This window comes from Neobacillus sp. PS2-9 (assembly GCF_030915525.1).
In the GTDB taxonomy this organism is placed as follows: Bacteria; Bacillota; Bacilli; order Bacillales; family Cytobacillaceae; genus Neobacillus.
Map to the genome: position 1 here is coordinate 3,601,131 of NZ_CP133269.1, position 21,464 is coordinate 3,622,594.

Consider the following 21,464-nt stretch of genomic DNA (forward strand, 5'->3'; position numbering starts at 1 on the left):
CTACTTGCGGTTCGCAGTACGAACTTACGGATTCGTTACTCGAACTCCCTGAACGTAAATATTTACCGAGTCAACGGCAAGTCCAACTGTCTTATCGAGGGTATATTTAACCTTTGATTGCACGTTGTGGGCAATTTCGGAAATCTTCGTTCCATAGCTAACAATAATGTACATATCAATATGTAATGCCTCATTTTCCTGGCGCACAATTACGCCTCGAGTAAAGTTTTCTTTTCGTAGTATTTCCGTAATCCCATCTTTAATTTGATTTTTAGAGGCCATACCGACGATACCATAGCATTCGATAGCTGCTCCTCCGGCAATGGTAGCGATTACTTCGTTTGAAATATCAATTTGTCCGTACTTAGTTTTTAATTCGATGGACATGAATCGTTCCCCCTTTGGAAAATTGCTCCTTGACTACAGTCATTTTACTATAGTCAACCCAATATTGAAAGTCATACTTGCCTGTATAATATAAGAGCATTTAATTAATACCTATGTCAAGGTTTTTTTCTTGAAAGGTTTATATACAACTATTGCATTCAATTGGGTTGTGTGATAAATTATTAAGGTATCTCAAGACTAGAAAATTTGGTTAGTCAATTTTCTATATCCAGATGAGCATCTAAAAGATAGCTGTATAAAGCCTTTTGGTAGTTAAGGAGGGAAATCATTATGCCACGTAAATGTGTAGTCACTGGAAAGAAAACAACAACTGGTAACGCACGTTCACACGCTATGAACGCAAACAAGCGTACATGGGGTGCTAACCTACAAAAAGTACGTATTCTTGTTGATGGAAAGCCTAAGCGTGTTTGGGTTTCTGCAAGAGCGTTAAGATCAGGTAAAGTAGAACGCGTATAATAAAGGACCTGAGCATCCTATCTTTGGATGCTCTTTCTTTTTGCCCAAAAAGGATTTACTAAGTATTTGAACAAAAAAGTACAAATGTACTCCATTCTTTTATTATTCCCAATTAAGAAAATAAAAAGCACCCAGACGAGGCGGGTGCCAAAAAAAGGGTATTAATTAAAAACGATACCATTCTTGTACTTTTATATATTTCTATTCATTCTTTTTAAATGCCCCAATCATCGCTCGGACTAGTCCGCCTAAAAATTTTGGCAGTTTAATTGTATAAAATTTCATACTGTCCCTCCTCACAAATCTCCCTGCTTATTTAATCTCACTTTTTTCGTACGCCCTAACAGTTTATTCTAACGAACGAAATCAGTACCTAATAGTTTTGCCTATTAATCGTGACTTCTTATCACTATTAATATGCCTTCGGAAAATGAAAAAGTACCATAATCACTAATAAGTTCATTACTAATACATAGTGTCGACCCAAGTGAAATATGCCGGTTTTTCAATGGGAATTTAAAGCCTTCCAGTGTGAGATTACTAACTTCAAGGGTTAACGGTACAAATGAAATGTATTTTTGTCCTTTCCTTTTTTCAATGGTATAGCTTCCTGGATCACTTAAAAAAACCGTGTTAAAGCGGTCGATCACGGTCACATGAGCGGGGTTTTTTGCTCTTAAAGGGTTTAACAAAAGATGGACATTGGCCAATAAATGGTCTAATCTTCCCCCGGTTGCCCCAAATAATCGGACAATAGCTGGTTTTTGCTCTAATGCCCAGTTAAGGGCAAGTTCCATGTCAGTTTCGTCTTTCTCTGGTTTAAATTTCTTAAGTTCAGAAACCTGTCCTTCAATGAAGTTCCATTCTTCCTGTGATACAGAATCAAAGTCTCCAAATGCTATGGTTGGTTTGATGTTTTTTCTTAATAAATGATATACTCCGCGGTCTACTCCAATCCAAATGCTGTTTTCTTCTATATATTCTGTTAAGTCCGGGAGCAGGTCTTCTGGACCTCCCGCTAGTATGTTAATAATCATTACAAGTCCCCTTTTTTATGGCTTTGTTAAACTTGTCTGTTGATTTCCGTTCCAGGCGCGAGCGGTTCGTGGGCGTTTCGGCGAGCCTCCTCGGCGCTTACGCCTGCGGGGTCTCCCCTGAACCGTACTCCCACAGGAGTCTTCGCGCCTTCCACTCCAATCAACAGGATATAAAATTTTCAATGTTCCTTAACACAGCCTTTTTCAATAAGGAAAGAGGCTGACTGCGTGTCAACCTCTTCTTTCTAGCCTCTTATTAATGAAATTGCTTTTGCATAGTCAGGTTGATTATATACAGCTGATCCTGCAACAAGGACAGTTGCCCCTGCTTCAATGCAATCCTTTGCTGTTTCAGGGTTGACACCGCCATCAATTTCGATTTCGATATCTACCCCTTTTTGCTCAGCTAACGCTTTTACTTTTTTGATTTTGGGAAGAACCTCAGGGATGAATGTTTGTCCCCCAAACCCTGGATTGACTGACATTAATAACACCATATCAATGTCACCAATAATATGTTGGATGGTCTCAACTGGGGTCGCTGGATTTAAGACCACCCCTGCCTTAATTCCACATGCTTTAATACTCTGAATGGTCCGGTGGAGATGACGACATGCTTCCACATGAACAGTTATATAATCAGCTCCCGCTTTAGCAAACGCTTCTATATACTGATCAGGATTTTCAATCATTAAATGAACATCAAGCGGCAATTTTGTGACTGGACGAATAGCTTCCACTATAAGTGGACCAATTGTGATATTGGGTACAAAATGACCATCCATGACATCAATATGAATGTAGTCAGCTCCTCCTTTCTCAACAGCTAAAACCTCTTCTCCTAATTTAGAAAAATCTGCTGAAAGAATTGAGGGTGCTATTTTCACCATGTTAGTACCTCGGCTTTCTATCTTTTATTTCTTGGAGGAAGTCCACATAATGTTGATACCGGTAACCCGGTATTTCACCTGATTCAACTCCCGATTTTACTCCACATTTAGGCTCAGTCACATGCAAACATCCTCTAAACTTACAATTCTCACTGGCTCTTTGTATCTCCGGAAAACAAAAAGTTAACTCTTCTGCTTCAATGTTTGTAAATTCTAATGAGCTAAATCCTGGTGTATCTGCAATGAGACCTTGGCCAATTTGAATGAGTTCAACATGTCTTGTTGTATGCTTCCCTCGGCCTAGATGGGATGATATATCATTTGTTTTTAGTTCTAAATCAGGTCTCAGTACATTTAATAAGGAAGACTTTCCTACTCCCGATTGACCTGCAAAAACAGAAATTTTATTCTCCACATGTGGATTTAACAATTCAATCCCCATTTCTGTTTCTGATGATGTAAGAATGACCTCATAACCAGCTTTCCGATAGTGTTCTGCGAATTCAGATATCACTTGTTTTTGCGCTTCATTTGTTAAATCCATTTTTGTAATACAGATTAGTGGTTCGATGTGATTATACTCAACTAAAACTAGAAACCTATCCAATAGTACTGTACTAAAGTCAGGTTCAACAGCCGAAAACACAAGAATAGCCTGATCAACATTGGCAATGGGTGGTCGCACCAATTCATTTTTGCGCTCTTTCACTTCTAAAATGTATCCTTCTAAATCATTTTCCGCTTGAAAAACGACCTCATCTCCCACAAGTGGGGTAATCTTGTTTTTCCGAAAGACGCCTCTTCCCCTACACTGGATCAGTCTTTCATTCTGAAGAACATAATAAAAACCACTTAATGCTTTAACAATTTTTCCTTCAGGCATAGCTACACTCCTTGCCTCTCATTCTAAACAAATCGTTAGGCTTCCCTTTAAAATCTGTACGAGCGCATTCATTTTTATACAGGCAGATTTAGCTACATTTATTCCACATCTGAGTAGTTTTTATTTTCATCAATAATAACTTTTGAATCACGAATGACCTTGTAGCCGGCTTTCTTCCCGTACGGAATCATCAATTTAATTTGTTTCTTTGTATTTTCCGTAATATAGAAGGTCTCTGCAGGTTCTGTCATACTATGATTCATATCCTCAATCAAGATCGTAACAAGCTGCTTCTGACCGGGCTCTCCTGGAACTGCTGGCTCAAACGGAATATCTAGTTCAATGATAACCTCTTTTGGTGGTTTATCTTCTTTCCCTTTTGATATCACGACCGTCACCTTGTCTCCCTTTTTCAACTCGGTTCCTGGTTCAGGTGATTGGGACATAACCATACCTGCAGGGATATTATCATCATATTTTTCTTGTGAAGCATCAAGGGTTAATCCTACTAGAGCCGCATAATCTTGCGCACCTTTTAAATTGTATTGTGTTAAATCCTTTAATACAATTTTTTCTGGCCCCTTACTTACTTCAAACTCTAATTCAGTTTCCTCAGGAACAACCTTTTCGCCACCTGAAGGATTCTGACTTATGATGGTTCCAGGCTCACTATCATCGTGTTTCTCGATTTTTTTAATATCTTTGAAATTATAATTATCCAACAAACGAATGACATCTTCATATTGCCGGCCCACATAATCGGATAGTTCAAATTTTTCTTTGCCTGTACTGATATAAAGGTTTATTTTTGAATTTTCCTTTACTGTCGTGCCGCTTTCAGGATTAGTCTTTACCACATTTCCTTTTTCTACGTTTTCATCTTCGATCTCAATCTTTTTATCCACTTCTAACCCACTTAGCTTGAGCTTGGATATTGCTTCATCCAACTCCATGCCGCTTACATCTGGGATTTTTACATCCTTCGCAGATAATAATCCAGGTAAAAAGGTAATTGCTAATAATCCAAGAATGACTAATACAAGAAAGGTAGATATTAATATTACCGGCCACTTTTTACGTTTCTTTTTGCCGGAGCCCTCCTTTAAGTCATCTTTTGGACCAGGCAATGGTTTCTCATTACTATGAACTAATGTTTCATCCAAATTTTTAAGGGGTTTATCATTTGTTATAACTGGAATTGCTTTTGTCGCATCATTATCTATCGGAATAACAAACTTTGCTTCATTTACCCTTTCTGTGTCAAGCGCTGTGCGTAAGTCTTCTTCCATTTCTTCTACACTGTTATAACGATGAAAAGGATCTTTGGCAGTTGCCTTAAGAACAATGTTCTCCACACTTTGTGGAATGCTTGAGTTCCACCTTCTTACGGAAGGTGTTTCCGATTGGAGATGCTTTAAAGCGATGGATACGGCTGATTCACCCGAGAATGGGAGCCGGCCAGTCAATAATTCAAACATAACAATTCCTAAGGAATATATATCCGACTTTCCATTTGCCATTCCACCACGTGCTTGCTCGGGTGATAAATAATGAACAGAGCCTAAGACTGAATTAGTCTGTGTGATGCTTGTTGCACTTAGTGCCATAGCAATTCCAAAATCAGTCACCTTTACATTCCCATCATGGTCAATCAAGATATTATGAGGCTTAATATCACGATGGATTATATGATTTTGATGAGCATGAGAAATGGCAGAAGTTAACTGTCTCATGATCCCGATGGCATCCTCGACTTTTAATGGAGTATTCTGCTGTATGTATTGTTTTAATGTCTGTCCATCCACATATTCCATCACAATATAATATAAATCATTTTCTTCGCCCACATCGTAAATACTAACAATATTAGGGTGTGCAAGACTTGTTGCTGATTGAGCTTCCCTACGGAATCTCCGGATAAATTCCTCGTCATTGGCAAAATCAAGGCGAAGCATTTTAACAGCCACATCACGATCTAGGATCATATCATGCGCTAAATAAACATTAGCCATTCCGCCTCCGCCAACCATATCCAAGATTTTATAGCGGCCGCTTAATCTTTTTCCAATCATCATTTATGCATCACCCTCGCTGACATCACTAAACTCTACAATAGCCAGTGTAATGTTATCTTCTCCACCGTAGTTGTTGGCTAGTGAGATAAGTGAATCTGCTTTTTGTTCTAAATGATCTTCATTTAAAAGAATGGTCATCATTTCTTTTTCACTTACTTTATTTGAAAGACCATCTGAACATAAAAGGATAATATCCCCTTCTTCGAACATTATGGTTTTAGTATCCATTTCAACCATTTTTTCTGTTCCTAAAGCTCGGAGTAACACATTTTTTCTTGGATGGTGTTCGGCATCTTCTTTCGAGATTTGTCCAGACCTCACCAGTTCATTTACAAGTGAATGGTCTTCTGTAACCTGTTTAAATCCAGATTCATTATAAATATAGCCACGGCTGTCTCCAATATTAGCTAAAGTTGCAAAGCGATCAGTGGCTATAGCCGCAACGATCGTTGTACCCATTCCATCACATTCAGGATGATTCGTCGCATGGTCGAACAATATTTGATTCACTATTGTTATTTTTTCCTTCAACCATCGCTCGGCTTCCTCAGCAGTAGAAATCCCTTTAGAGGCTTCCCATTCATTTTTTAATTGTGTGATTGTCATTTCACTGGCAACATCACCTGCACGGTGACCTCCCATCCCATCAGCAACAATGGCTAGGCGATCACCGTCCTGGTTTACAAATACTCCTCCAGCATCCTCATTATGAAGTCGTACTTTCCCTCGATCTGTCATGAAAACTGCTTTCATATATTTACCTCGTCTCCTCTTTTCGCTCCTTTGCACGAAGTTGTCCACATGCTGCAGCAATATCTGACCCCTGCTCTCGGCGAATTGTCACATTAATACCACGTTTTTTAAGTGTTTTTTCAAAATCAAAAATTTTGTCCCTTGGAGTACGAACATAATCCCTTTCAGGGACATAATTAACTGGAATAAGATTCACATGGCATTTAACCCCATTTAAAAGAGTTGCTAATTCCTCTGCATGCTCTGTAGAATCATTCACTCCACCAAAAAGACCGTATTCGAAGCTAATTCGACGACCTGTCTTATCGATATAATATCGTACTGCTTTCATTAAGTCATCAAGTTTATAGGCTTTGTTGATTGGCATTAACCTTGAACGCAATTCCGTATTCGGAGCATGGAGTGAAATAGCAAAATTAATCTGCAAATCTTCATCAGCAAACTGATAAATTTTAGGTACAATACCACTAGTCGAAACGGTAATATGCCGCGCTCCGATATTTAGTGCTTTATCATGATTGATTATTTTTAGAAAAGACATCATATTATCATAGTTATCAAATGGTTCACCAATACCCATAATGACCACAGAGCTTACACGTTCCTCTGTTTCATCAAGTGCCTGTTGTACCTTAACTACTTGGGCAACAATCTCGCCTGCTTCTAGATGCCTTTTCAATCCACCTAATGTCGATGCACAAAAAGTACAGCCAATTCGACAGCCAACCTGAGTTGTAACACAAACGGAGTTACCGTAATCATGACGCATTAGAACGGTTTCAATCGAATATCCATCATGAAGTTCAAATAAGAACTTAATCGTTCCATCAGCTGAAGTCTGTTGAATGACCGTATTTAAGGTAGTGATTTGAAAATGATTTGCTAGCTTATCTCTTAAGCCTTTTGCTAAGTTGCTCATCTCTTCAAAAGAAGTAATTCTTTTTTTGTAAAGCCAATCGAAGATTTGCTCTGCACGGAATGGTTTTTCTCCATTCTCTGATAACCATTCCTTTAATTGATGAAGCTCCAAGGAATAGATGGAGGGTAGGTTATTATCTAATGTTGTTTTCTTCTCAGTTGTATTTAATTGTTCCAACTGTTTACACCTTCTTTCAATTGTCTAACTTCAGCACCTAGGCGCTTATACTTTTTTTAGTACTGCAATATAAAAACCGTCTGAGCCAAAGTCCTGTGGAAAGACTTGCAAATCATATCCTGTTATGAATGGCTGAACAGCTTCCGGCATCCTATCTTTAAAAGTTAAATCAGGTTCAAAGTCTGGATTATTCTCCAAGAACTTCAATACAGTATTTTCATTCTCCTCTTTATCCACTGTACATGTACTGTAGACAAGAATGCCACCCTTTTTTAGTAAAGGCGATACTGACTTCAATAAATCCTGCTGTATGGTACTTAACCGCTCTAAATCTTTTTCAGTTTTTGTATATTTCATATCGGGCTTTCGTCTCATTACTCCAAGGCCAGAACATGGAGCATCGAGAAGAATGCGGTCAAATAATACATCCTTAAACTTATCTTGTAAATGTCTAGAATCAGATACACTTGTTTTAATATTTTCTAACCCTAAACGGCTTGCGTTATCGTTAATTAATCGTACCTTATGCTGATGGAGATCAACCGAGATCACTTCACCCGTATTATTCATCTTTTCAGCAATATGTGTACTTTTTCCACCAGGTGCTGCGCAAGCATCGAGGACAAACTCATCTTTCTCTGCCCCTAATGCGTAAGTAGCAAGCATGGAGCTTTCATCCTGAATGGTAAACATTCCATATTTAAAGGAAATCGTGGAAGCTAAGTTTCCCTTTAAACATCTAATTGCTTCAGGAATTATAGGACTTTTTTCAATTTGAAAGCCATCCTCTTCTAAAAGAGCAACACACTCATCTCGCGAAATTTTTGTCAGATTCACTCTTGCTGTTTGCATTGGTGCTGTTAAGTTAATTTCACACATTTCTTTTGTTTTATCAAACCCAAATTGATCCACCCATCTAGTTACGAGCCATTCTGGATGACTTGTTTCCATTGCTAATCTTTTGTTTGGATCAGAAATTTCATTTAATGAAGGGAGTCCTTTTCTTTGTATACTTCGTAAAACTCCATTTACCAAACTGGCAATTCCTTTATGTCCTCGCTTCTTCGCAATATCTACTGCTTCGTAGATAGCTGCTCGATCTGGAATACGATCAAGATACACCATCTGATAAAGCGTAAGCCTGAGTAAATGATGAATCCAATCAGCTAACTTTTTATTATCTTTGATAAACGGATTCAGGTAGAAGTCCAAGGCCATTTTTCTTTGCAAGGTTCCATAGGTTAATTCCGTTAACAATCCTACATCTTTTTGTGACAGCTCATTTTTTTCAATCGTCGTGTTAAGAAGTAAATTGCTATATGATTGGTTTTTCTCAATTGTTGTTAATAGGTCCAAGGCAATTTCACGTACATTATTTTTCTTCGTTGTCATTTTATTCTCCCAGCTTACTGCCTAATGATATTTTTGAACCAGCACCGCGTAAAAATTGCTCACTCATCATTTTGGTTTTACCTGAAGGCTGAAGCTCTAGGATTTTTATAGCCGTTTCATTTCCTGTACTTACTATTAATCCGTCTGGTTCTATTTTTACAATCGTTCCTGGCTCATTTCTCTTTGAGTCAGCAACTTTTTCGGTTCGCCAAATTTTCACTACCTGCCCCTCCATAGTGGTAAAAGCAACGGGCCACGGGTTTAATCCACGGATATGGTTATAAATTTGTTCACCTGTCTGGCTCCAGTCAATCTTTTCCTGCTCACGTTTAATATTGGATGCAAATGTAGCCTGTTCCTCATTTTGAGGTTGTGAGGTAAGCTTTCCATCTAATAAAAGTGGCAAGGTTTCTGATAACAATTTTGATCCAGCAGCACTTAACTTATCATGGAGTGTTCCTACGTTGTCTTCTTCAGTGATTGGAACCTCCACAGTTGTTAAAATATCCCCGGCATCTAATTTCTCTACCATATACATGATTGTCACACCGGTTTTCTTTTTCCCTTGAATGATAGCGTAGTGGATTGGGGCACCGCCACGAAGTTCTGGCAGAAGGGATGCATGTACATTTATGCAGCCGTATTTAGGAGCATCCAACAGCTTTTTAGGTAATATTTGACCAAAAGCAGCTGTTACAATAAGATCCGGCTCTAAGGAAAGGATTTTACTAAGCTCTTCTTCTTGACGGATTTTTTCTGGTTGGAAAACGGGGATGCCTTGTTTCAAGGCTTCCACTTTAACAGGAGGTGGGGTTAACACCTTTTTTCTTCCTACCGGCCTATCAGGCTGAGTGACTACGCCTATTACCTCATAGCCGTCCTCAATAATTTTTTGAAGAACAGGGACCGAAAAATCCGGGGTACCCATAAAAACAATTTTCGTCATTCACTTTCTACTCCTTTTAACTCATCTTCCTCAAGGTATCTTGTTACCTTTGATGTAAATAAGATTCCGTTAAGATGGTCAATTTCATGTTGAATCGCTCTAGCCAGGAACTCTTCTGCTTCTAAAGTATATTTCCTGCCTTTTCGATCAAATGCCTCTATCTTAACAAAATTAGGCCTTGTCACCTCACCAAATAATCCTGGGAAACTTAAACAGCCTTCAGGACCTGTCTGTTCGCCCGATGTTTCTAGAACACGGGGATTAATCATTTCAATAGTCCCTAATTCGTCATCAATATCAACAATGGCAATCCGTGCATTCAATCCTATTTGGGGTGCGGCTAGACCCACCCCGTCATATTCAATCATCGTATCATACATATCATCTAGTATTTTCGCTAGCTTCTTATCAAAATTCAACACTGCCTCACAATTTTGCTCTAGTATCTCTGCAGGATGAATAACAACATTTCTTACTGCCAAATCAGTTCCTCCGTTATGCCCATTAAAGAGCATTCTTTTATTATTATTTTCACCCAGTTTACATTAAGATAAACGGGTTGACATCAATAGAAACCAGTAAACCACTCTTTGTATCCATTTGATATTGATCTAAAATGGTTTTTAACGTTTTTGTCATGTTCGGTTCCCGCTTGTATTTTATCAGACATTGATAGCGATATCTATTATTAATCCTAGGGATCGGTGAAGCCGCAGGTCCCAAAACTACTGCTTCCTTTGAAAGCTGTGAGCGGACATAGTTTACAATTTTCTCTGTAGCTGATACTACTGTGATCAACTGCTCATGACTGATAGTAATGAGTGAGAGGTAATAAAACGGCGGATAATGGTGGGTTTTACGAATCATCATCTCCCGTTGATAAAATAGATCATAATCTTGCGTGCCAGCTAACTCCACACTGTAATGTTCAGGGGTATAGGTTTGAATAACAACCTCCCCTGGCAGTTTGTGGCGCCCAGCCCTCCCACTCACTTGGGTTAAAAGCTGAAAGGTTTTTTCAGAGGCCCGAAAATCTGGTAAATGGAGCATAGTATCTGCCGAAAGCACACCAACTAGTGTGATATTTGGAAAATCAAGCCCTTTAGCAATCATTTGAGTGCCTAACAAAATATCTGCTTTTCCATCTTGAAAATCCTTTAGTAACCTTTCGTGCGCTCCCTTTCTTCCAGTTGTGTCCACATCCATCCTGATGATTCTTGCTTCTGGGAGAATTTTCCCGAGCTCTTCTTCAACCTTTTGTGTGCCCGTTCCAAAATAGCGGATATACTCACTTGAACATTCAGGGCAATTACTAGGAACATACGTCTCATAACCGCAATAATGGCATTTCATATGCTCATTTACCCGATGGTAGGTAAGGGAAATATCGCAGTATGGACAATTCATGACATATCCACAATCCCGGCACATAACAAAGGATGAATGACCTCGTTTATTTAAAAATAAGACAGATTGTTGCTTTTTCTCTATCCGATCTTGGAGCTTTTCAAAAAGCTTTCTGGAAAACATCGACCGATTTCCTTCACGAAGCTCCTCTCGCATATCAATAATATCAACAGAGGGAAGCGATTGGTTATTCATACGACTTGGCAGCGACAATAGCTGGTACACCTTTTTTTGTGCCCTTGCAAACGATTCAAGGGATGGGGTAGCACTGCCAAGGACTACGGGACAGTTGTACGTCTTAGCTCTTTGAACTGCCACGTCTCTTGCATGATACCTCGGCATTTCTTCCTGCTTATAGCTCGTTTCATGTTCCTCATCAATAATAATAATTCCAAGGTTTTCAAAGGGAGCAAAGATAGCGGAACGAGCTCCGACAACCACCTTTACTTCCTTACGTTGAATCTTTCGCCATTCATCGTATTTTTCACCAGCTGATAACCCACTGTGCAATACCGCAACTAAATCCCCAAATCTCCCTTTAAAGCGATTAACCATCTGAGGAGTTAGAGCTATTTCTGGAACAAGAACAATGGCTTCTTTTCCTTTTTCGATTACTTCCTGTATGGATTGTAAGTATATTTCCGTTTTCCCACTTCCTGTAACACCATAGAGGAGAAATACTTCATGTTTTTGATTCTCAATAGAATCTAAAATCGGTTCAATGGCTGTTTGCTGCGAAGAAGTTAGAGGTAATGGTTTGGTTCGTTCAAATGATCGATTTTCATAAGGATCCCGATAAACCTCCAATTCAAACTCTGTAAGTAGCTGCTTATCAACCAGGGTTTTAATGGTAGAGGAAGTGGTGTTTATTTCTGCTGTCAACTTTCTTAACTCAATAGCATCAAAATTCTCAACAAAATAGTATAATACTTGCTTTTGCTTTTCAGCTCTAGCAGATAAACGTTTTGCTTCTTCCTTCAATTCCTCAAGAGACACGAGCGGGCGAATAAACTTCATTTGTTTTTTTCGTACTCGTTCTTTGACTTCGTAAATTACTTCAAGATTGTGTTTGGCTGCTTCACGTTGCAAGACAGGGACAATTCCAGTAGATATTGCCTCTTCCCACTTTACCATTCCATTGTTTGTAAACAAATCCTGAAGATTTAGCGGAAGGTCAGAAACCCTTGCATTCGAGGCAAGCTTCACTTTTTTTTCATACTTTGCTTTTAATGCAGCCGGCAGCATGACCTGAAAGGCAGAAATTTTAAAGCAAAGTGTATTCTCTGTCAGCCAGTCACCAAGTTCTAATAATTCATGATTCAACACGGGTTCGAGGTCCATTGGTTCAATGATTTCTCTTAACTTTTTAAATTTCGATTCAGCTTTGATGTCCATAACAAATCCCTGAATATTTCTCGGTCCGAAAGGGACAACTACCCTCATCCCTGGTTGAATGGTCCCTATCCATTCTTCGGGTATTAAATAATCGAAGGTCTTATCCGTTTGTTTTGTTGGGACATCAACAATAACACTTGCAATATTCATTATTTTCCAGATCCTTCTATAAGAGAACTAATTTCATCAATAATCTTTTCGGCAACAGCCTGTTTTGACATGAGCGGTAATTCAGTAACCGTTCCAGAACGTTTAAAGAGCGTCACAATATTCGTATCTGTTCCGAACCCAGCACCCTCTGCTTTCACATTGTTGGCGACAATCATATCTGCATTTTTTCTGTTTAATTTTTTGGTTGCGTATTCTTCGATATGATCGGTCTCTGCGGCAAACCCAACTAATATTTGATGCTTTTTCCTTTTACCTAACTCAAACAGAATATCTTTTGTTCTTTCTAATTCAATGCTGGAGTCGCCTTCCTGCTTCTTCACTTTGTGGTCATAGGTTGTTTTAGGCCTATAATCAGCTACAGCTGCCGTCTTAATTACAACATCGACACTCTCGTAATGGTTCATAACGGCGTGATACATTTCCTCAGCACTTTCAATGTTGACCACTTCCATTCCAGCAGGTGACGGTAACTGGACTGGACCTGAAACTAAGATGACACGTGCACCTTGTTTCTGTGCCGCTTCTGCAAGTGCATAGCCCATTTTTCCAGTTGAATGGTTAGAAATAAAACGTACAGGGTCAATTTTTTCACGGGTTGGTCCCGCAGTAATTAAAACTGTTTTACCTATTAGCTTTAATTCTTCCTTACTAAAAAAAGCCTGGACTAATTCAACAATTTTTTCTGGTTCTTCAAGCCGTCCTTTTCCAACATATCCACAAGCCAGATAGCCTTCACTTGGTTCAATAAATTGATATCCGTAATCAGCTAAAGTGGCAATATTTTTTTTCACTGCCGGGTGGTCGTACATATGTACATTCATTGCTGGAGCAATCCAAACCGGTGCCGTTGCAGCTAGCAACGTTGTCGTAATCATATTGTCAGCAACACCATGAGCTAATTTTGCGATGGTATTAGCCGTTGCCGGTGCAACTAAAATTAAATCAGCCCAGTCAGCTAGATCAATATGGGCAATAACTTGCGGATTTTTTTCTTCGAAGGTGTTTGTATAAACCTCATTGCGGGACAGTGCTTGAAAGGTTAATGAGGTAACAAATTTTTCAGCAGATTCACTTAAAATGACTTTCACCTGTGCCCCAGCTTGAACAAGTTTACTTGTTAAGGCTGCTGCTTTATAAACAGCAATTCCTCCTGTCACACATAATAATATTTTCTTATCCTTTACCATGACCCGAATCCCCCATTTCTTGTCCGTCCATTAATCTTTACCTTCTATTATGCTGTAATAGTAACATTTTTTCATCTTTTTCCTACTGTATGTCGACAAAATTCAACTTTCATAGTTAAAGCCAAATAAAAAAGGCTGACACGTAAGGAATTTCCTTTGTCGTCAGGCCTTCATTCATGTTTATGTCTGTTCGCTACTCTTATTTATTCATCAGATGTTTCTTTTTTTGCAATACGGTAAGTAAGCTCTCCGCTATAAATTTCTTCTAGCGCCTTACCTACACATTTATAAGAGACGTATTTCGCAAGTCTTTCGTCCCTTACTTGCGACATTACGCGTGCACGCTTTGCCGCAACGGAAACTAGTGAGTATTTGGAATCAATTTTTTCAAGTAATGAATCGATAGAAGGATATAACATTCTATTCAACCTCCAATAATTTTTTATAGCGATGCTCTACACGTTCTCTACGACAATGCTCTGCAGTTACGATTGCTTTAACACGTTCGCATGCACGTTCCACTTGGTCGTTTTCAACCACATAATCATACAATTCCATCATTTCAATTTCCTCTCGAGCAGAAAGCATGCGATTATGAATGATATCTTCTGTTTCAGTTCCTCTAGTAACAATTCGATTTTTTAATTCAGACAGGCTTGGCGGCATGAGGAAAATAAACAGCCCTTCTGGAAACTTTTCTCGTACCTGTCTAGCACCTTTTACTTCAATTTCTAAAAATACATCTTTGCCTGCATCCAAGGTTTGACGAACATAATCAACAGGAGTGCCATAATAGTTCCCAACAAATTCTGCATATTCTAGAAGTTTCCCTTGCTCAATTAACGCTTCAAACTCTTCTCTTGATTTAAAAAAATAATCTACGCCATCCACTTCTCCCTCACGTGGTAAGCGAGTTGTCATCGATATAGAATATTCAAAAGCTGTATCTGGATGAGAGAATATTTCTTTTCGTACCGTTCCTTTTCCAACACCAGATGGCCCTGAAAGAACAATCAGTAATCCTTTTTCCTGCATTATTAAGAATCCTACCCTTCATCAATAGTTTCATCACGGTCAGATAATCGATGAGCAACCGTTTCTGGCTGTACAGCTGACAGAATGACATGGTCGCTATCCATGACAATGACAGCACGTGTACGTCTACCGTATGTAGCATCAATCAAGGACCCCCGGTCACGGGCGTCTTGAATAATTCTTTTTATTGGTGCAGATTCGGGGCTAACGATTGAAATAATCCGATTGGCCGAAACGATATTTCCAAATCCAATATTAATTAATTTAATCGACATGGTCATCATCCAATCATCAATAATATATTTTGACCGTGGTAAACAGTTTCTAAACAAATCATTCGATATTTTGAACCTGTTCCTTCAATTTTTCAAGTAAACTCTTGATCTCTACCACTTGTTTCGCAATGTTTGAGTCATTCGCTTTTGAACCAATAGTATTAGCCTCTCTATTCATTTCCTGAACAAGAAAATCTAGCTTTCTCCCAATCGGTTCCTGACTTTTTAACGTCTGAAGGAACTGCTGAATATGACTTTTTAAACGAGTAATTTCCTCATTGATATCCGCTTTATCAGCAAAAACGGCAACTTCAGTTAATATTCTTGTTTCGTCCAATTGCCCATTTAAAAACTCCTGCATTCTTTTCGTCAGACGATCCTTAAAGGATTGAACAACGAGAGGAGTATATTTCTGAAGCTCAAATACATCGTTTTCTAATTGTGCTAAGATGGCAGTCAGGTCTTTTTTTATTTCTTCCCCTTCCGCCATTCTCATTTGTAATAATAATTGAACAGCTTCTTCCGTAGCGGTTAGAACTAAATTTTCGAGTTCTTCGTTGCCGACTTCACTTTCTTCAATATGTAATAGGTCACTTCGACCAAGCAAATCGTGTATAGTTACAGTTCCTTCCACACCATATTTGCTTCGTGCTTCATTTATAAATTGATAATATTCATCAATCAGATTCCAGTCCACGTGAACCTTTCGGGTAACAACTCCCTCACCCTCTACACTTACATAAACTTCTACTCGTCCACGTCGAATCTGCTGGCTTAGTTTCTTTTTTAATTTATCTTCTATTTTTAATAACTGCCTTGGCATTCTAATATTCATTTCACAAAAACGGTGATTTACCGTTTTAACTTCTACATTTACAGAAAAGAACTGCGATTCAGTCTTAGCTCTGCCAAAGCCTGTCATACTAATAACCATCACTTGCACATCCAATCCTTGAGAAATGATCGGCTTTTTATAAGAAAAGCGGAAGCGCCTTGATCAGCCCCGACAGGCAAATGTTCTTCTGCAAGAAAAGTTGCTCTTTGACTTTTATTGCAGAAGGTTATTTGACCCGAGGGGCTAGGCGCTGGAGCTGGACAATTCTCGTTGTCGAATTTTACACTTCGTTATATTAAAAAGACAAAAGGTAATAGAGTGGCATCTATTACCTTTTGGATTATAACATACTTTATTTTGTTTTTCTTAATAAAAATGTCCCTGCTAGTAAAAAAGTTGGAATAGAGGATAGTCCTACAATTAACAACCAATCTTTCGCAAGAATCGGCAGTGTATGGAAAATAGGCTGCAAAGGTGGATAGTAAATAACAACAAGCATTAACAATAGTGATGAAATAACCGCCCAAACTAGATATGGATTCCCAAATGGATTTCTTGACAGGACCGATTTTTCACTCCGGCAATCAAACACATGGATTAACTGAGCCATTACTAGTGTGGCAAAGGCAACTGTTTGAGCATACTGCAGCTTACTCGGATCATTACCATAAACAATCATAAACGATAATAAGGTTACAATCCCAATCAGGAATCCCCTTGAAACAACCTTCCATCCTAACCCCCGGGAGAAAACACCTTCATTAGGGCTTCTTGGCTTTCGTTTCATTACATTTTCCTCTGGTCGATCGAGTCCAAGTGCCATAGCAGGAAGTCCATCCGTAACCAAATTAACCCAAAGGATTTGGATTGGCACGAGAGGAAGCGGCAATGCCAAAATCATTGCAAATAACATGACTAATATTTCACCAACATTGGATGCCAGTAAATAACGGACAAATTTACGTATGTTTTCATAAATGTTTCTGCCTTCTTTAATCGCAGCTTTAATCGTAGCAAAATTATCATCCAGCAGAATGAGCGCCGAAGCTTCTTTTGCAACATCAGTCCCTGTAATCCCCATGGATACCCCGATATCTGCTGCCTTTATTGCAGGAGCATCATTTACTCCATCCCCTGTCATGGCAACAATATGCCCCCTATTTTGTAACGCTTTAACAATTTTCAACTTATGCTCTGGGGAAACCCTTGCAAAAACAGAAACATCATCGACTATTTCCTCAAGTTCTTCCACTGACATATCAGATAATGCTTTACCATCCAACACCTTGCTTTTCTTAGTTAAAATGCCTAGCTGGGAAGCAATTGCTTTTGCTGTAATCACGTGGTCTCCCGTGATCATTACCGTTTTAATACCAGCTTCCTTACACTCTTTCACGGCATCTTTTACTTCAGGTCTTGGCGGGTCAATCATTCCTTGGACTCCAATGAATGTTAACTGTTTTTCTGCTTCTTGTTCACTTAAAATGACGGTGTTTGTAGATATTGGTTTAAAAGCGATAGCTATGGTCCGAAGTGCCTGTGAAGCAAGGCCATTGATTGCATCCTGGACCTTATTTTGCGAATCCTTATTTAAGTATTGAGTCCGTCCATCCCATAGGATCGATTCACTAATCCCTAAAATGACATCTGGGGCCCCTTTTGTAATAATAAAATGCCTGCCTTGTTTATCCTTTACATGAACGCTCATCATTTTTCTTGCAGAATCAAACGGAAATTCATTCACAATCGTAAATTCGTCTAATAGCTTTGTCCTTTCAAAGCCTGCTTTCATTGCACTTACTAATAAGGCGCCTTCCGTTGGGTCTCCATCCAGCGTAAATTCATCATCCTTTATCACTAGGTCTGAATGATTGCATAACATACCAAAAATCAGCATTTGCTGTAAGGCTTTCTCATCTTTAGGCTGTACGGTTCGATCATCCCGGTAAAACTGGCCCTGCGGCTCGTAGCCAACGCCGTCTACAGTCCAAGTTTGTCCACCGCTCCACAAATGTGTTACGGTCATTTTATTTTGGGTCATTGTTCCAGTTTTGTCAGAGCAAATAACCGAGGCGCAACCAAGTGTTTCGACTGCAGGCAGCTTCCTAACAATCGCATTTTGCCTAATCATCTTCTGTACACCAAGTGATAATGCCACCGTCACGATTGCAGGCAGACCCTCTGGAATGGCTGCAACAGCTAAAGAAACCCCTGCTAAGAACATTTCATATAAATCATGTCCACGTAATACCCCGACTACAACCACAAGGACCGTCAGCAATAAGGCAACAGTTATTAAAATCTTCCCTAGCTGCTCCAAGCGTCGTTGTAATGGAGTATCCTGCGATTGTGCACTTTGGAGTAAATCAGCAATTTGCCCCATGGCGGTTTTCATACCCGTCGCCATTACAACCCCTATGCCGCTTCCCCTAGTTACCATCGTACCCATAAAAGCGATATTTTCCATGTCTCCAATTCCAGGGTTTGGATTGGTTAAGCTTTCTATATGTTTAGCAACTGGAACAGATTCACCCGTAAGAGCAGATTCCTCAATTTCTAAACTTTTTGACTCAATTACACGAACATCAGCACCAATCCGATCTCCGCTGCTAAACTTTAAAATATCACCTACGACAATTTCCTTTGAAGGAATCTTGATCCATTGACCATCCCTAAGAGCTGACACCTGTGGAGCAGATAATTCCTTTAGCGCCTGGAGTGACTTTTCTGCCCGCCGTTCTTGGAAAAAACCAAGAAAACCATTTATAATGACGATGGCGATAATCGCAATTGCATCAATATATTCGCCAAGTAATCCAGATATCAAGGTAGCCGCAAGAAGTACTAAGACCATAAAATCTTTAAATTGACTAAAAAATAAGAGTAAAGCCGATTGCTTTTCTCCTTCTTCTAATTCATTTAGCCCGTACTGGTCTATCCGTTTTTTTACTTCTTCCTGTGATAATCCAGAAGAAAAGTCGGTTTCTAAGGCCTTTTCTACTTGTTCTATCTTCATTTCATGGAATTTCATCCGACCATCTCACTTCCCCCTTTATTGACATACTCTAAGGAAAGCTTATTCAGGGTCGTCCAAAAAAATGCTATGATATGATGAAAGAATTAGTTAAAACCCATCCTATTAACAAACGATAAATAAGACAGATTTGAAAATAGTAGGATATAATTAATTTATTGGCTATGTAAAAGTGCTTATTGATGATTTGGCACTATGTTGATTGGAGCGGAAGGCACGAGACTCCTGCGGGAGTAGCCGGTCACGGGAGACCCCGCAGGAGTGAGCGACGAGGAGGCTCCCGGACCGCCCCGCGGAAAGCGAAGTGCCTGGAGCGGAAATCAACATGCAAGTTTAACAAAACCAATTTATATGAAAGTGTAAAGGATGTTTTCCCATGTCATTTGATGGTTTATTTACAAAAGCAATGGTTGCTGAGCTTGTCCGCTCCTTAAAAGGCGGTCGAATCAACAAAGTCCATCAACCATATAAAAATGAAGTAATTCTTACAATCCGGGCAAATGGAGTCAATCAAAAGCTTCTCCTCTCAGCCCATCCAAGCTACGCAAGAGTACAGCTGACAAACGAAGCCTATGAAAATCCCAGCGAACCACCAATGTTTTGTATGTTGCTTAGAAAGCATATCGAAGGCTATATATTAGAAGACTTATATCAAGTTGAAACCGATCGAATGATTATTTTTGAAATAAAAGGTCGAAATGAAATCGGTGATATTAGCTATAAACAATTAATTATTGAAATTATGGGCAGACATAGCAATATAGTTTTAGTAGATAAAACAAGAAATGTCATCCTTGATAGTATTAAGCATGTTTCCTTTGCTGTTAACAGCCATCGAGCGATTTTACCAGGCCAGCCTTACGTATATCCCCCAGAACAAAATAAGGTAAACCCATTTACAGCTGTTGAAGAGGATGTATTACAGAAGGTTGATTTTAATAGCGGCAGGATTGACCGTCAGCTTGTCGAGCATTTTGCCGGTACCTCACCCCTTTTTGCTAAAGAGGTACTTTTCCAAAGCGGACTGGCAAATCGCACGACCGTTCCTTCAACCTTTACCCGGTTAATAGAAAGTATAGCTTCTGATCATATTTCTCCTTCTATTACTTCAAGCGGTGGAAAAGAATCATTTTATTTATTTCCACTTGAGCATTTGAATGGGGAAACGAAAAGCTATCCTACCCTTAGCGAAATGCTAGACCGCTTTTATTTCGGTAAGGCGGAACGTGACAGGGTGAAGCAGCAAGGGAATGATATTGAGCGGTTTATTACTAATGAGAAAGAAAAGAATGAAAAGAAAATTGAAAAACTAAAGAATACGTTACAGGACGCTGAGCGTGCGGATCAATTTCAGCGCTATGGCGAACTATTAACAGCTAACCTCTATGCGGCGAAAAAGGGCATGAATGAAATAGAAGTGGTCAATTATTATGATGAACACGGTAGTACGATTGCCATCGCATTAGACCCGAGGAAATCACCTTCTGAAAATGCCCAAAAGTATTTTTCTAAGTATCAAAAGGCAAAAAATGCGGTAACTATTGTAACGGAGCAAATAGAAAAAGCGCAGGAAGAAGTAATGTACTTTGATAATTTGTTGCAGCAAGTAATTGCCGCCTCTCCAAAGGATTTGCAAGAGATTCGCGAAGAGCTCGTAGAGGGTGGCTATGTCCGCGACCGGAAGAAAAGGAACGGCAAAAAAATTCAGAATGCTAAGCCGGTTTTAGATCACTTTGTGTCTTCTGATGGAACAGACATCATTGTTGGGAAGAACAATAAGCAAAATGATTATTTAACCAACAAGCTAGCTGCTAGAGACGAAATTTGGCTTCATACAAAGGACATTCCTGGTTCCCATGTTGTGATTCGCAGCAAAGAGCCCTCCGATGAAACCATTCGGGAGGCGGCCGTTTTGGCTGCTTATTACAGCAAAGCACGAAATTCAAGCTCCGTACCGGTTGATTTTACAAAGGTTCGCTATGTAAAAAAACCAAGTGGCGCAAAACCAGGTTTTGTTATTTATGATAATCAACAAACAGTTTATGTCACTCCTGATGAAGAAATGGTGTTGAAATTAAAGAAAAATTAGAAAAGCCCCGGGATTCCGGGGCTTTTCTGTACGAATTCCTATCAAAAATTTATCTTAAAAAATTATTTCTACACGATTTTAAGATTTATCTACACAC

Annotated in this window: 20 protein-coding genes; 2 read left to right on the plus strand and 18 right to left on the minus strand. The window is 39.2% G+C overall.

Features of this window, described 5'->3' with window-relative positions; genetic code table 11:
* Positions 1-24: 24 nt before the first annotated feature.
* Positions 25-387, minus strand: coding sequence for an Asp23/Gls24 family envelope stress response protein (locus RCG25_RS18075; protein WP_144548976.1), 363 nt, complete (start codon positions 385-387; stop codon positions 25-27).
* Positions 388-678: 291 nt separating this feature from the next.
* On the opposite strand from RCG25_RS18075, the gene rpmB reads away from it, so the two are divergent.
* Positions 679-867, plus strand: a complete 189-nt coding sequence (gene rpmB / locus RCG25_RS18080; RefSeq protein WP_007087786.1) for a 50S ribosomal protein L28 — start codon at positions 679-681, stop codon at positions 865-867.
* A 201-nt stretch (positions 868-1,068) separates the two neighbouring features.
* Here rpmB and spoVM read toward each other — a convergent pair whose 3' ends face one another.
* From spoVM to RCG25_RS18165, 17 genes are all read right to left on the minus strand, one after another.
* A complete protein-coding gene (spoVM, locus tag RCG25_RS18085) occupies positions 1,069-1,152 on the minus strand; it encodes a stage V sporulation protein SpoVM (RefSeq protein WP_035445740.1) in 84 nt (27 codons plus the stop codon).
* A 104-nt stretch (positions 1,153-1,256) separates the two neighbouring features.
* On the minus strand, positions 1,257-1,904 hold the full coding sequence (locus RCG25_RS18090; RefSeq protein ID WP_308080212.1) for a thiamine diphosphokinase: 648 nt from the start codon (positions 1,902-1,904) through the stop codon (positions 1,257-1,259).
* A gap of 245 nt (positions 1,905-2,149) precedes the next feature.
* A complete protein-coding gene (gene rpe / locus RCG25_RS18095) occupies positions 2,150-2,794 on the minus strand; it encodes a ribulose-phosphate 3-epimerase (RefSeq protein ID WP_308080213.1) in 645 nt (214 codons plus the stop codon).
* Between the two features lies 1 nt (position 2,795).
* A complete protein-coding gene (rsgA, locus tag RCG25_RS18100; protein WP_308080214.1) occupies positions 2,796-3,677 on the minus strand; it encodes a ribosome small subunit-dependent GTPase A in 882 nt (293 codons plus the stop codon).
* 98 nt (positions 3,678-3,775) lie between these two features.
* Positions 3,776-5,752 carry a Stk1 family PASTA domain-containing Ser/Thr kinase gene (pknB, locus tag RCG25_RS18105; RefSeq protein WP_308080215.1) on the minus strand — a complete coding sequence of 659 codons (1,977 nt, stop codon included), beginning with the start codon at positions 5,750-5,752 and terminating at the stop codon, positions 3,776-3,778.
* Positions 5,753-6,505, minus strand: a complete 753-nt coding sequence (locus tag RCG25_RS18110; protein WP_308080216.1) for a Stp1/IreP family PP2C-type Ser/Thr phosphatase — start codon at positions 6,503-6,505, stop codon at positions 5,753-5,755.
* A 4-nt stretch (positions 6,506-6,509) separates the two neighbouring features.
* On the minus strand, positions 6,510-7,601 hold the full coding sequence (gene rlmN / locus RCG25_RS18115) for a dual-specificity RNA methyltransferase RlmN (RefSeq protein WP_308080217.1): 1,092 nt from the start codon (positions 7,599-7,601) through the stop codon (positions 6,510-6,512).
* 45 nt (positions 7,602-7,646) lie between these two features.
* Positions 7,647-8,993 (minus strand): 16S rRNA (cytosine(967)-C(5))-methyltransferase RsmB, encoded by a 1,347-nt coding sequence (gene rsmB / locus RCG25_RS18120; RefSeq protein ID WP_308080218.1) that lies wholly within the window; start codon positions 8,991-8,993, stop codon positions 7,647-7,649.
* A 1-nt stretch (position 8,994) separates the two neighbouring features.
* Positions 8,995-9,939, minus strand: coding sequence for a methionyl-tRNA formyltransferase (gene fmt, locus RCG25_RS18125; RefSeq protein ID WP_308080219.1), 945 nt, complete (start codon positions 9,937-9,939; stop codon positions 8,995-8,997).
* Complete coding sequence (def, locus tag RCG25_RS18130) at positions 9,936-10,421, minus strand: peptide deformylase (protein ID WP_308080220.1); 486 nt, start codon at positions 10,419-10,421, stop codon at positions 9,936-9,938. Before def ends, fmt begins: the two co-directional genes overlap by 4 nt.
* 58 nt (positions 10,422-10,479) lie before the next feature.
* Entirely contained in the window at positions 10,480-12,891 is a 2,412-nt protein-coding gene (gene priA, locus RCG25_RS18135; protein WP_308080221.1) for a primosomal protein N', read from the minus strand.
* Positions 12,891-14,099, minus strand: coding sequence for a bifunctional phosphopantothenoylcysteine decarboxylase/phosphopantothenate--cysteine ligase CoaBC (gene coaBC, locus RCG25_RS18140; RefSeq protein ID WP_308080222.1), 1,209 nt, complete (start codon positions 14,097-14,099; stop codon positions 12,891-12,893). The genes priA and coaBC overlap by 1 nt, the downstream gene beginning before the upstream one ends.
* 203 nt (positions 14,100-14,302) lie before the next feature.
* The gene (rpoZ, locus tag RCG25_RS18145; RefSeq protein ID WP_308080223.1) at positions 14,303-14,518 is read right to left on the minus strand and encodes a DNA-directed RNA polymerase subunit omega; all 216 of its coding nucleotides are present in this window, start codon (positions 14,516-14,518) and stop codon (positions 14,303-14,305) included.
* 1 nt (position 14,519) lies between these two features.
* Positions 14,520-15,134 (minus strand): guanylate kinase, encoded by a 615-nt coding sequence (gene gmk / locus RCG25_RS18150; protein ID WP_308080224.1) that lies wholly within the window; start codon positions 15,132-15,134, stop codon positions 14,520-14,522.
* An 11-nt stretch (positions 15,135-15,145) separates the two neighbouring features.
* Positions 15,146-15,409 (minus strand): extracellular matrix/biofilm regulator RemA, encoded by a 264-nt coding sequence (gene remA / locus RCG25_RS18155; RefSeq protein ID WP_066068779.1) that lies wholly within the window; start codon positions 15,407-15,409, stop codon positions 15,146-15,148.
* 58 nt (positions 15,410-15,467) lie between these two features.
* On the minus strand, positions 15,468-16,343 hold the full coding sequence (locus RCG25_RS18160; protein WP_308080225.1) for a YicC/YloC family endoribonuclease: 876 nt from the start codon (positions 16,341-16,343) through the stop codon (positions 15,468-15,470).
* A 253-nt stretch (positions 16,344-16,596) separates the two neighbouring features.
* The gene (locus RCG25_RS18165; RefSeq protein WP_308080226.1) at positions 16,597-19,275 is read right to left on the minus strand and encodes a calcium-translocating P-type ATPase, SERCA-type; all 2,679 of its coding nucleotides are present in this window, start codon (positions 19,273-19,275) and stop codon (positions 16,597-16,599) included.
* Positions 19,276-19,654: 379 nt separating this feature from the next.
* On the opposite strand from RCG25_RS18165, the gene RCG25_RS18170 reads away from it, so the two are divergent.
* Entirely contained in the window at positions 19,655-21,367 is a 1,713-nt protein-coding gene (locus tag RCG25_RS18170) for an Rqc2 family fibronectin-binding protein (RefSeq protein ID WP_308080227.1), read from the plus strand.
* Positions 21,368-21,464: the final 97 nt, after the last annotated feature.

What these genes read in the sequence shown, in the direction of transcription:
- RCG25_RS18075 (WP_144548976.1), bottom strand. Translation starts at nt 387, where the DNA reads ATGTCCATCGAATTAAAAACTAAGTACGGACAAATTGATATTTCAAAC.
- coaBC (WP_308080222.1), bottom strand. Translation starts at nt 14,099, where the DNA reads ATGGTAAAGGATAAGAAAATATTATTATGTGTGACAGGAGGAATTGCT.
- rpmB (WP_007087786.1), top strand. Translation starts at nt 679, where the DNA reads ATGCCACGTAAATGTGTAGTCACTGGAAAGAAAACAACAACTGGTAAC.
- priA (WP_308080221.1), bottom strand. Translation starts at nt 12,891, where the DNA reads ATGAATATTGCAAGTGTTATTGTTGATGTCCCAACAAAACAAACGGAT.
- rpoZ (WP_308080223.1), bottom strand. Translation starts at nt 14,518, where the DNA reads ATGTTATATCCTTCTATCGATTCATTACTTGAAAAAATTGATTCCAAA.
- gmk (WP_308080224.1), bottom strand. Translation starts at nt 15,134, where the DNA reads ATGCAGGAAAAAGGATTACTGATTGTTCTTTCAGGGCCATCTGGTGTT.
- RCG25_RS18160 (WP_308080225.1), bottom strand. Translation starts at nt 16,343, where the DNA reads ATGGTTATTAGTATGACAGGCTTTGGCAGAGCTAAGACTGAATCGCAG.
- fmt (WP_308080219.1), bottom strand. Translation starts at nt 9,939, where the DNA reads ATGACGAAAATTGTTTTTATGGGTACCCCGGATTTTTCGGTCCCTGTT.
- RCG25_RS18110 (WP_308080216.1), bottom strand. Translation starts at nt 6,505, where the DNA reads ATGAAAGCAGTTTTCATGACAGATCGAGGGAAAGTACGACTTCATAAT.
- RCG25_RS18165 (WP_308080226.1), bottom strand. Translation starts at nt 19,275, where the DNA reads ATGAAATTCCATGAAATGAAGATAGAACAAGTAGAAAAGGCCTTAGAA.
- RCG25_RS18090 (WP_308080212.1), bottom strand. Translation starts at nt 1,904, where the DNA reads ATGATTATTAACATACTAGCGGGAGGTCCAGAAGACCTGCTCCCGGAC.
- remA (WP_066068779.1), bottom strand. Translation starts at nt 15,409, where the DNA reads ATGTCGATTAAATTAATTAATATTGGATTTGGAAATATCGTTTCGGCC.
- rpe (WP_308080213.1), bottom strand. Translation starts at nt 2,794, where the DNA reads ATGGTGAAAATAGCACCCTCAATTCTTTCAGCAGATTTTTCTAAATTA.
- rsmB (WP_308080218.1), bottom strand. Translation starts at nt 8,993, where the DNA reads ATGACAACGAAGAAAAATAATGTACGTGAAATTGCCTTGGACCTATTA.
- rsgA (WP_308080214.1), bottom strand. Translation starts at nt 3,677, where the DNA reads ATGCCTGAAGGAAAAATTGTTAAAGCATTAAGTGGTTTTTATTATGTT.
- RCG25_RS18170 (WP_308080227.1), top strand. Translation starts at nt 19,655, where the DNA reads ATGTCATTTGATGGTTTATTTACAAAAGCAATGGTTGCTGAGCTTGTC.
- spoVM (WP_035445740.1), bottom strand. Translation starts at nt 1,152, where the DNA reads ATGAAATTTTATACAATTAAACTGCCAAAATTTTTAGGCGGACTAGTC.
- pknB (WP_308080215.1), bottom strand. Translation starts at nt 5,752, where the DNA reads ATGATGATTGGAAAAAGATTAAGCGGCCGCTATAAAATCTTGGATATG.